Raw genomic sequence first — 10,312 nt, 5'->3', positions numbered from 1 at the left:
GTTCGATGCGCTCGCGGGCGGCGGCGAGAAGTACGTCCGGCGGCACCGGGAGCGCGGCAAGCTGCTCGCCCGCGAGCGCATCGAACTGCTCCTGGACCCCGACACCCCGTTCCTGGAGCTGTCCCCGCTGGCCGCCTGGGGCAGCGAGTACCCCGTGGGCGCCTCCCTGGTCACCGGCATCGGCATGGTCGAGGGCGTGGAGTGCCTGATCACCGCCAACGACCCGACCGTGCGCGGCGGCGCCAGCAACCCCTGGAGCCTGAAGAAGGCCCTCCGCGCGAACGACATCGCCCTCGCCAACCGGCTGCCCTGCATCAGCCTGGTGGAGTCGGGCGGCGCCGATCTGCCGTCCCAGAAGGAGATCTTCATCCCGGGCGGGGCGATCTTCCGCGACCTGACCCGGCTGTCCGCCGCCGGCATCCCGACCATCGCCGTCGTCTTCGGCAACTCCACCGCCGGCGGCGCCTACGTCCCCGGCATGTCCGACCACGTGATCATGGTCAAGGAGCGGGCGAAGGTGTTCCTCGGCGGGCCGCCGCTGGTCAGGATGGCCACCGGTGAGGAGAGCGACGACGAGTCGCTGGGCGGCGCCGAGATGCACGCGCGCGTGTCCGGCCTCGCCGACTACTTCGCCGTGGACGAACCCGACGCGCTGCGCCAGGCCCGCCGGGTCGTGGCCCGGCTCAACCACCGCAAGGCCCACCCGGACCCCGGCCCGGCCGAGCCGCCCGAGTACGACCCGGAGGAGCTGCTCGGCATCGTCCCGGGCGACCTTAAGATCCCGTTCGACCCGCGCGAGGTCATCGCCCGGATCGTGGACGGCTCCGACTTCGACGAGTTCAAACCGCTGTACGGCACCAGCCTGGTCACCGGCTGGGCGGCCCTGCACGGCTACCCCGTCGGCATCCTGGCCAACGCCCAGGGGGTCCTGTTCAGCGCCGAGTCGCAGAAGGCGGCCCAGTTCATCCAGCTCGCCAACCAGCGCGACATCCCGCTGCTCTTCCTGCACAACACCACCGGCTACATGGTCGGCAAGGAGTACGAGCAGGGCGGGATCATCAAGCACGGCGCGATGATGATCAACGCGGTCAGCAACAGCAGGGTCCCGCACCTGTCCGTCCTCATGGGCGCGTCCTACGGCGCCGGGCACTACGGCATGTGCGGCCGGGCCTACGACCCCCGCTTCCTGTTCGCCTGGCCCAGCGCCAAGTCCGCCGTCATGGGCCCGCAGCAGCTCGCCGGCGTGCTCTCCATCGTCGCCCGGCAGTCGGCGGCGGCCAAGGGCCGGCCCTACGACGAGGACGCGGACGCCGCCCTGCGCGCCATGGTGGAGCAGCAGATCGAGGCCGAGTCGCTGCCCATGTTCCTGTCCGGGCGGCTGTACGACGACGGCGTCATCGACCCGCGCGACACCCGCACCGTCCTCGGCCTGTGCCTGTCCGCCCTGCACACCGCGCCCTACGAGGGCGCGCGCGGCGGCTTCGGCGTCTTCCGGATGTGAGGGATCCCGTGATTTCCAGTGTGCTCGTCGCCAACCGGGGCGAGATCGCCTGCCGTATCTTCCGCACCTGCGCCGACCTCGGCATCCGCACGGTCGCCGTGCACTCGGACGCCGACGGGACCGCGCTCCACACGCGCGTGGCCGACACGGCGGTACGCCTGCCGGGCGCCGCCCCCGCCGACACCTACCTGCGCGGCGACCTGATCGTGAAGGCCGCCCTGGCCGCCGGCGCCGACGCCGTGCACCCCGGGTACGGCTTCCTCTCCGAGAACCCCGGCTTCGCCCGCGCGGTCCTCGACGCCGGCCTGCTCTGGATCGGCCCGCCCCCCGAGGCCATCGAGGCCATGGCGTCCAAGACCCGCGCCAAGCGGCTGCTGGGCCTCGCGCCCCTGGAGGAGGTGACCGAGGCCGACCTGCCCGTCCTGGTGAAGGCGGCGGCCGGCGGCGGAGGGCGCGGGATGCGGATCGTACGCCGCCTGGACGAGCTGCCCGCCGCGCTGGACAGCGCCCGCGCCGAGGCCGCGAGCGCCTTCGGCGACGGCGAGGTCTTCGTGGAGCCGTACCTCGAACACGGCCGCCACGTCGAGGTGCAGATCCTCGCCGACAGCCACGGCACGGTCTGGCCGCTCGGCACCCGCGACTGCTCCCTCCAGCGCCGCCACCAGAAGGTGATCGAGGAGGCACCGGCACCCGGACTCACCCAGGGGCTCGCGGAAGAGCTGCGCACGCTGGCCGTCCGCGCCGCCCGCGCCGTCTCCTACACCGGCGCCGGCACGGTCGAGTTCCTGGTCGCCGACGGCCGCGCCCACTTCCTGGAGATGAACACCCGCCTCCAGGTGGAACACCCCGTCACCGAGGCCGTGTTCGGCCTCGACCTGGTCGCCGAACAGATCCGGATCGCCGAGGGTCACGCCCTCGACCCCGAGCCGCCCCGCGCGCGGGGGCACGCGATCGAGGCCCGCCTCTACGCCGAGGACCCCGCCCACGACTGGGCGCCCCAGACCGGCACCCTGCACCGCCTCGCCGTACCGGCCGGCGTCCGCCTGGACACCGGCTACACCGACGGCGACACCATCGGCGTCCACTACGACCCCATGCTCGCCAAGATCGTCGCCCACGCCCCCACGCGCGCGGAGGCGATCCGCAGGCTCGCCGGGGCGCTGGAGTCCGCCGCGATCCACGGCCCCGTCACCAACCGCGACCTGCTGGTGCGCTCCCTGCGGCACGAGGAGTTCACGGCCGCCCGCATGGACACCGGCTTCTACGACCGCCACCTCGGCGCGCTGACCGAGCCCGTCCACGACCCCCTCGCCCCGCTGGCCGCCGCCCTCGCCGACGCCCACGGCCGGTCCCGCTTCGGCGGCTGGCGCAACGTCCCCTCGCAGCCGCAGGTGAAGCGGTACGCGATGGGCGGCGAGGAGCACGAGGTCCGCTACCGGCACACCCGGGACGGCCTCGTGGCCGACGGGGTCCGGGTGGTGCACGCCGACGCGCGTCTCGTCGTACTCGAAGCGGACGGAGTCCGGCGCAGGTTCGAGGTGGCCCGGTACGGCGACCAGGTCCACGTGGGCGCCGTCCGCCTCACCGCCCTGCCCCGCTTCCCCGACCCGACCGCACAGCTCGCACCGGGTTCCCTGCTCGCGCCGATGCCGGGCACGGTCGTCCGCGTCGCCGAGGGCCTGGCCGAAGGGGCGACGGTCCAGGCCGGTCAGGGACTCATCTGGCTGGAGGCGATGAAGATGCAGCACCTGATCTCGGCGCCGACAGCAGGAACACTCACCGCCCTGCACGCCGCGCCCGGGCAGCAAGTGGAGCCGGGCACGGTGCTGGCAGTAGTGCAGGAAACCCCTTCCTAGGAGCGTCATGACCGCCGTCATCGAATCCGAAGAGCACAAGGCCCTCCGCTCCGCGGTAGCCGCCCTCGGCAAGCGCTACGGCCGCGACTACCGCACCCGCACCGTCGCCGAGGGCAAACCCCCCGCCGAACTCTGGGCCGAGGCGGGAAAGCTCGGCTACCTCGGCGTCAACCTCCCGGAGGAGTACGGCGGCGGAGGCGGCGGCATAGCCGAACTCTCCATCGTCCTCGAAGAGCTGGGCGCCGCCGGCTCCCCCCTCCTCATGCTCGTCGTGTCCCCCGCCATCTGCGGCACGGTGATCGCCCGCTTCGGCACGCAGGACCAGAAGCGGACCTGGCTGCCCGGACTCGCCGACGGCACCCGCCTCATGGCCTTCGGCATCACCGAACCCGACGCCGGCTCCAACAGCCACCGCATCACCACCACCGCCCGCCGGGACGGCACCGACTGGCTGCTCACCGGCCGCAAGGTGTTCATCTCCGGCGTCGACATCGCCGACGCCGTCCTCGTCGTCGGCCGCACCGAGGACGCGCGCACCGGCACCCTCAAACCCTGCTTGTTCATCGTCCCGACGGACGCCGAGGGCTTCCACAAGCGCCCCATCGACATGGAACTGAACGCGGCGGAGAAGCAGTTCGAGCTGGTCCTGGACGACGTACGGCTGCCCGCCGACGCGCTCGTCGGTGGGGGCACCTCCCATGCTTTCGGCAGTGGGGGAGAGGACGCCGGTCTGCTCCAGCTGTTCGCCGGACTCAACCCGGAACGGATCATGACGGCCGCGTTCGCGATCGGCATGGGCCGCCACGCGCTCGCCAGGGCGATCGAGTACGCCCGCGACCGCACGGTCTGGAAGGCCGCCATCGGCGCCCACCAGGCCATCGCCCACCCCCTGGCGCAGGCCCACATCGACCTGGAGCTGGCCCGGCTGATGATGCAGAAGGCGGCCCTTCTCTACGACTCCGGCGACGACACCGGCGCCGGCGAGGCCGCCAACATGGCGAAGTACGCGGCGGCAGAGGCCTGCGTGAAGGCCGTCGACCAGGCCGTGCACACCCTCGGCGGCAACGGACTCACCCGCGAATTCGGCCTCGCCTCGTTGATAACGGCCGCGCGCGTGGCTCGTATTGCTCCCGTGAGCCGGGAGATGATTCTCAACTACGTCTCCCACCAGTCCCTGGGCCTGCCCAAGTCGTACTGAGTGGCCCCGCGCGAGGAGGAACCGTGTTCCGCAGCGAGTACGCAGACGTTCCGCCCGTAGAACTCCCCATCCACGAAGCCGTCCTGGGCCGGGCCGCCGCCTTCGGCGACCAGCCCGCCCTCATCGACGGCACGGACGGCACCACCCTCACGTACGAGCAGGTGGACCGGTTCCACCGGCGCCTGGCCGCCGCCCTCGCCGACACGGGCGTCCGCAAGGGCGACGTCCTCGCCCTGCACAGCCCCAACACGATCGTCTTCCCGACCGCCTTCTACGCGGCCACGCGCGCGGGTGCCGCCGTCACCACCGTGCACCCGCTCGCCACCGCCGAGGAGTTCGCCAAACAGCTCGCCGACAGTGCCGCCCGCTGGATCATCACCGTCTCCCCGCTGCTGGAGACCGCCCGCCGGGCCGCCGAGATCGCGGGCGGCATACGCGAGATCCTCGTGTGCGACAGCGCGCCCGGCCACCGCTCGCTGACCGACCTGCTCGCCACCACCGCCCCCGAACCGGACGTCCGCATCGACCCGGCCGAGGACCTCGCCGCCCTGCCGTACTCCTCCGGCACCACCGGCACCCCCAAGGGCGTCATGCTCACCCACCGGCAGATCGCCACCAACCTCGCCCAGCTGGACCCCGTCATCCCGGCCGGACCCGGCGACCGCATCCTCGCCGTCCTGCCGTTCTTCCACATCTACGGCCTCACCGCCCTGATGAACGCCCCCCTGCGCCTCGGCGCCACCGTCGTCGTCCTGCCCCGCTTCGACCTGGAGACCTTCCTCGCCGCGATCCAGACCCACCGCATCACCGGCCTGTACGTCGCCCCGCCGATCGTCCTCGCCCTCGCCAAGCACCCGGCCGTCAGCCGGTACGACCTCTCCTCGCTGAAGTACATCCTCAGCGCCGCCGCCCCGCTGGACGCCCAGCTCGCCCGCGCCTGCGCCGAACGCCTCGGCCTGCCGCCGATCGGCCAGGCCTACGGCATGACGGAACTGTCCCCCGGCACCCACGTCGTCCCTCTGGACCGGCTGGACGACGCCCCCGACGGCACGGTCGGCCGGCTCATCGCCGGCACCGAGATGCGGATCGTCTCCCTGGACGACCCCGGCAAGGACCTCGGCACCGGCGAGCCCGGCGAGATCCTCATCCGCGGCCCCCAGGTGATGAAGGGCTACCTCGGCCGCCCCGACGCCACCGCCGCCATGATCGACGCCGACGGCTGGCTGCACACCGGGGACGTCGGACACGTCGACGCCGACGGCTGGCTGTTCGTCGTCGACCGGGTCAAGGAACTGATCAAGTACAAGGGCTTCCAGGTGGCCCCCGCCGAACTGGAAGCCCTCCTGCTCACCCACCCCGGCATCGCCGACGCCGCCGTCATCGGCACCTACGACGACAACGGCAACGAGGTCCCGCACGCCTTCGTCGTCCGCCACCCCACCGCCCGCACCCTCACCGAGAACGAGATCCTGCTGCACGTTGCCGAACGCGTCGCCCCCTACAAACGCGTCCGCCGGATCACCTTCGTCGACACCGTCCCCCGCGCCGCCTCCGGCAAGATCCTGCGCCGACAGCTCAGGGAGCACACGTGACCGACCCGACCGATCCGACCGATCCGACCGACCCGATCGGCCGCACCCGCGCACGGGCCGTGGAAACCCTCAGCCTCGACTCCGCCGCGACCCGCAACGCCCTGTCCGCGCGACTCGTCACGGCACTCGCCGAGGCCCTCACCGACTGCGGCAAGGACCCGGACGTACGCGCCGTGGTCCTCACCCACACCGGTACGACGTTCTGCGCCGGCGCCGACCTGCGCGACCCGCCCCACCCCGACGCCCTGGTGGCCCTGCTCCGGCAGATCGTGGAACTGCCCAAACCCGTCGTCGCCCGCGTCACCGGCCACGTCCGTGCCGGCGGCCTCGGCCTGCTCGCCGCCTGCGACCTCGCCGCCGCCTCCACCGCCGCCACCTTCGCCTTCACCGAGGTGCGCATCGGAGTCGCCCCCGCCGTGATCTCCCTCCCGGTGATCCCGCGCACCGACCCCCGCGCCCTGGCCCGCTACTACCTCACCGGCGAACGCTTCGACCCGGCCGAAGCCGTGCGCCTGGGCCTGCTGACCACGACGGCGGACGACGTCGACGAAGCCCTCAGCCCCCTCCTGGACGGCCTGCGCCGCTCCTCCCCCCAGGCCCTGGCCGAGACGAAGCGGCTGCTCACGGCTAGGGTGCTGGAGACATTCGACCGGGACGCGGCCGAGCTGACCGCGCTCTCGGCCCGGCTGTTCGCCTCCCCCCAGGCCCGGGAGGGGATGACGGCCTTCCTGGAAAGACGTGATGCGGCATGGGTGGTGTGAGTACGACCGAACGCGAGCGCGTTCCCAAGCAGGACCGCAGCCGGGCCACCCGGCAGCGGCTCCTGGAAGCCGCCGTGGCCTGCCTCGCCGAACACGGCTGGGCGGGCTCCACGGTCGCCGTCGTGGCCGAACGGGCCGGCGTCTCCCGGGGCGCCGCCCAGCACCACTTCCCGACCCGGGAAGACCTCTTCACCGCCGCCGTCGAGTACGTCTCCGAGGAACGCTCCCTCGCCCTCAGGGCCCTCTTCCCGGACGGCCCCGCCGACCGCCGGGCCGTCGTCGCCGCCCTGGTCGACCTCTACACCGGCCCCCTCTTCCGCGCCGCCCTGCACCTGTGGGTCGCCGCCTCCGACGAGGAGCAGCTGCGCCCGCGCGTGACCGAGCTGGAGGCCCGCGTCGGCCGCGAGACCCACCGCATCGCCGTCGACCTCCTCGGCGCCGACGAGTCCCGCCCCGGCGTCCGCGAAACCGTCCAGGGCCTCCTCGACATGGCCCGCGGGCTGGGCCTCGCCAACCTCCTCACCGACGACACCGCCCGCCGTGAACGCGTGGTCGCCCAGTGGGCGGCGCTGCTGGACGAGGCACTGGGCTGAGCGGAACGCGGCCGTCCGAGGGGGCGGCCCCGGGAGCGCGTTACCCTTGGCCCATGCTTCCGATGCTCGTTCGCCGCCGCCACGTGGACTACGTGCGCGTCACGAGCATGGGCTGTCGGCACGTCTCCGCCTGACCAGCCCCCAAGCCCTTCCTCTCTTTTCCTTCCTTTTCCGGCACCCGGGGGCCGCTCCCACCCCTCGGCGGCCACCCGTGCCCCGTACACCCGCGGACGCACCCATGACCACGCACACAGCGACGTCGTACGACCAGCTTCCGATCATCGACCTGTCGGCCGCCGACCGCGGCCCCCAGGCCCGCTCCCTCCTCCACGCCCAGCTGCACAGCGCCGCCCACGACGTGGGCTTCTTCCAGCTCGTCGGACACGGCGTGACCCGCGCCGAGACCGACGCGCTGCTCACCGCCATGCGCGCCTTCTTCGCCCTGCCCGAGGCCGACCGGCTCGCCCTGGACAACGTGGGCTCCCCGCACTTCCGCGGCTACACCCGCACCGGCGACGAACGCACCGCCGGTGCCCGCGACTGGCGCGACCAGCTCGACATCGGCGCCGAACGCCCCGCCCGGATCCCCGGCCCCGGCGAGCCCCCGTACTGGTGGCTCCAGGGCCCCAACCAGTGGCCGGCCGCCCTCCCCGAACTGCGCACCGCCGCCCTCGCCTGGATCGACAAGCTCAGCGCGGTCGCCCACCGCCTGCTGCGCGAACTCCTCACCGCCATCGGCGCCCCGGCCGACTTCTACGACCCGGTCTTCGGCCCCCACGCCCACCCGCACCTCAAGCTCGTCCGCTATCCCGGCAGCGCGGGCGACGGCACCGACCAGGGCGTCGGCGCCCACAAGGACTACGGCTTCCTGACCCTGCTCCTCCAGGACACCGTCGGCGGCCTCCAGGTCCAGCGCGAGGACGGCCGCTTCCACGACGTACCGCCCCTCGACGGCGCGTTCGTCGTCAACCTCGGCGAACTCCTGGAGGTCGCCACCAACGGCTACCTCCTCGCCACCAACCACCGCGTGGTCAGCCCGCCGGGCGCGACGGAACGCTTCTCGGTCCCGTTCTTCTACAACCCGCGCCTGGACGCCAAGGTGGCCCCGCTGCCCTTCCCCCACGCGTCGAAGGCCCCCGGCATCACCGACGACCCGACGAACCCCCTGTACGCCGAGTACGGCTACAACGAACTGAAGGGCAAGCTGAGGGCCCACCCGCTGGTGGCGGAGCGGCACCACAGGAACCTGCTCGCGGCCGCATGAGAAGCGGGCCCGAAGGGCCGCTTTGCCAGGGGCGCGGGGCTGTATCGATATGCGGCTCCGCCGCGTGGGCGCGACAAGCCACAACGCACCCGCAGTCGCCCGCGCTCCTGAGCCACCCCTCTCAGCGGGCGATGTCCGCATACCCCGCGATGTCCTCGGGACGCCGCGGCCCCGGCCCCACATACCGCGCAGAAGGCCGCACCAGCCGCCCCGTCCGCTTCTGCTCCAGGATGTGCGCCGACCACCCCGCCGTACGGGCACACGTGAACATCGACGTGAACATGTGCGCCGGCACCTCGGCGAAGTCGAGCATGATCGCCGCCCAGAACTCCACGTTGGTGGCCAGCACCCGGTCCGGGCGGCGGTTGTGCAGCTCCTCCAGCGCGGCCTTCTCCAGCGCCTCGGCCACCTCGAACCGCGGAGCGCCCAGCTCCCGCGCCGTACGCCGCAGCACCCGGGCCCGCGGGTCCTCGGCCCGGTACACCCGGTGCCCGAAGCCCATCAGCCGCTCGCCCCGGTCCAGCGCCCGCCGGACGTACGCCTCCGCGTCCCCCGTGCGCTCGATCTCCTCGATCATCCCGAGCACCCGCGACGGCGCACCGCCGTGCAGCGGCCCGGACATCGCGCCCACCGCACCCGACAGCGCGGCGGCGACGTCCGCACCCGTGGAGGCGATGACCCGCGCCGTGAAGGTGGACGCGTTCATGCCGTGCTCGGCGGCGGACGTCCAGTAGGCGTCCACGGCCGCCACATGCTTGGGATCCGGCTCGCCACGCCAGCGGATCATGAACCGCTCCACCACCGAGTTCGCCTTGTCGATCTCCCGCTGCGGCACCATCGGCAGGCCCTGCCCGCGCGCGGACTGGGCGACGTACGACAGGGCCATGACGGCGGCCCGCGCCAGGTCCTCGCGGGCCTGCCGCTCGTCGATGTCGAGCAGGGGACGCAGGCCCCAGACGGGGGCGAGCATGGCGAGCGCCGACTGCACGTCCACGCGGATGTCACCCGAGTGGACGGGGATCGGGAACGGCTCGGCGGGCGGCAGACCGGGGTTGAAGGCGCCGTCGACCAGCAGCCCCCACACGTTCCCGAAGGAGACGTGACCGACCAGGTCCTCGATGTCGACGCCCCGGTAGCGCAGGGCGCCGCCCTCCTTGTCCGGTTCGGCGATCTCCGTCTCGAACGCGACGACTCCTTCGAGCCCGGGTACGAAATCGGACATCAGGCGGCTCCTCGTGATGTGTGGGCGGCGGTCACCCCGGTGATGCCCCGATCTGCCGGTGGTCACCCGTGGTCAACCCAACCGCAAAGGGAGCAGCACGATAACCCCCGGTGCCACCGTTGGGGAGACCACACGACACTGAGTGCCATACCCGTTCGATACGGCAAGATGACCGCGTGACCGACCGCGACCCGCTCCTGGATGCCGTCCTCGATCCCGCCGCCATGCGCAAGCAGTACCGGGCCGACGGCCTCGCCGAAGAGGACCTCGCCACCCATCCGATGGACCAGTTCGCCCGCTGGTTCGAGGATGCCGCCCGGGCGGC

8 protein-coding genes and 1 pseudogene are annotated in these 10,312 nt (G+C 72.7%); 8 read left to right on the top strand and 1 reads right to left on the bottom strand.

Going from position 1 to position 10,312, the window contains the following annotated elements; genetic code table 11:
• From CCN44_RS20585 to CCN44_RS20555, 7 genes are all read left to right on the top strand, one after another.
• Window positions 1-1,501 (top strand): acyl-CoA carboxylase subunit beta (locus CCN44_RS20585; RefSeq protein ID WP_086698520.1); only part of this gene is annotated, 1,501 nt, incomplete at its 5' end.
• An 8-nt stretch (window positions 1,502-1,509) separates the two neighbouring features.
• Entirely contained in the window at window positions 1,510-3,357 is a 1,848-nt protein-coding gene (locus tag CCN44_RS20580; RefSeq protein ID WP_086698519.1) for an acetyl/propionyl/methylcrotonyl-CoA carboxylase subunit alpha, read from the top strand.
• A gap of 7 nt (window positions 3,358-3,364) precedes the next feature.
• Window positions 3,365-4,555 carry an acyl-CoA dehydrogenase family protein gene (locus CCN44_RS20575; protein ID WP_086698518.1) on the top strand — a complete coding sequence of 397 codons (1,191 nt, stop codon included), beginning with the start codon at window positions 3,365-3,367 and terminating at the stop codon, window positions 4,553-4,555.
• A 23-nt stretch (window positions 4,556-4,578) separates the two neighbouring features.
• Entirely contained in the window at window positions 4,579-6,147 is a 1,569-nt protein-coding gene (locus CCN44_RS20570) for a 4-coumarate--CoA ligase family protein (RefSeq protein ID WP_086698517.1), read from the top strand.
• Window positions 6,144-6,908, top strand: coding sequence for an enoyl-CoA hydratase family protein (locus CCN44_RS20565; RefSeq protein ID WP_086698516.1), 765 nt, complete (start codon window positions 6,144-6,146; stop codon window positions 6,906-6,908). Before CCN44_RS20570 ends, CCN44_RS20565 begins: the two co-directional genes overlap by 4 nt.
• Window positions 6,896-7,501, top strand: coding sequence for a TetR/AcrR family transcriptional regulator (locus CCN44_RS20560; protein ID WP_059250531.1), 606 nt, complete (start codon window positions 6,896-6,898; stop codon window positions 7,499-7,501). Before CCN44_RS20565 ends, CCN44_RS20560 begins: the two co-directional genes overlap by 13 nt.
• A 238-nt stretch (window positions 7,502-7,739) precedes the next feature.
• On the top strand, window positions 7,740-8,765 hold the full coding sequence (locus tag CCN44_RS20555) for an isopenicillin N synthase family dioxygenase (protein WP_059250534.1): 1,026 nt from the start codon (window positions 7,740-7,742) through the stop codon (window positions 8,763-8,765).
• A 121-nt stretch (window positions 8,766-8,886) separates the two neighbouring features.
• Here CCN44_RS20555 and CCN44_RS20550 read toward each other — a convergent pair whose 3' ends face one another.
• Window positions 8,887-9,987 carry a citrate synthase 2 gene (locus CCN44_RS20550; protein ID WP_189397158.1) on the bottom strand — a complete coding sequence of 367 codons (1,101 nt, stop codon included), beginning with the start codon at window positions 9,985-9,987 and terminating at the stop codon, window positions 8,887-8,889.
• 176 nt (window positions 9,988-10,163) lie between these two features.
• On the opposite strand from CCN44_RS20550, the pseudogene CCN44_RS46330 reads away from it, so the two are divergent.
• A pseudogene (locus CCN44_RS46330) lies at window positions 10,164-10,312 on the top strand (pyridoxamine 5'-phosphate oxidase); the annotation flags it as partial.

The organism is Streptomyces tricolor (genome assembly GCF_002155905.1).
GTDB classification, from domain to species: domain Bacteria; phylum Actinomycetota; class Actinomycetes; order Streptomycetales; family Streptomycetaceae; genus Streptomyces; species Streptomyces tricolor.
Note: the sequence above shows the minus strand (reverse complement) of the source record. Positions and strands in the feature narration are given on the sequence as shown.

What these genes read in the sequence shown, in the direction of transcription:
- CCN44_RS20575 (WP_086698518.1), top strand. Translation starts at nt 3,365, where the DNA reads ATGACCGCCGTCATCGAATCCGAAGAGCACAAGGCCCTCCGCTCCGCG.
- CCN44_RS20560 (WP_059250531.1), top strand. Translation starts at nt 6,896, where the DNA reads ATGGGTGGTGTGAGTACGACCGAACGCGAGCGCGTTCCCAAGCAGGAC.
- CCN44_RS20555 (WP_059250534.1), top strand. Translation starts at nt 7,740, where the DNA reads ATGACCACGCACACAGCGACGTCGTACGACCAGCTTCCGATCATCGAC.
- CCN44_RS20550 (WP_189397158.1), bottom strand. Translation starts at nt 9,987, where the DNA reads ATGTCCGATTTCGTACCCGGGCTCGAAGGAGTCGTCGCGTTCGAGACG.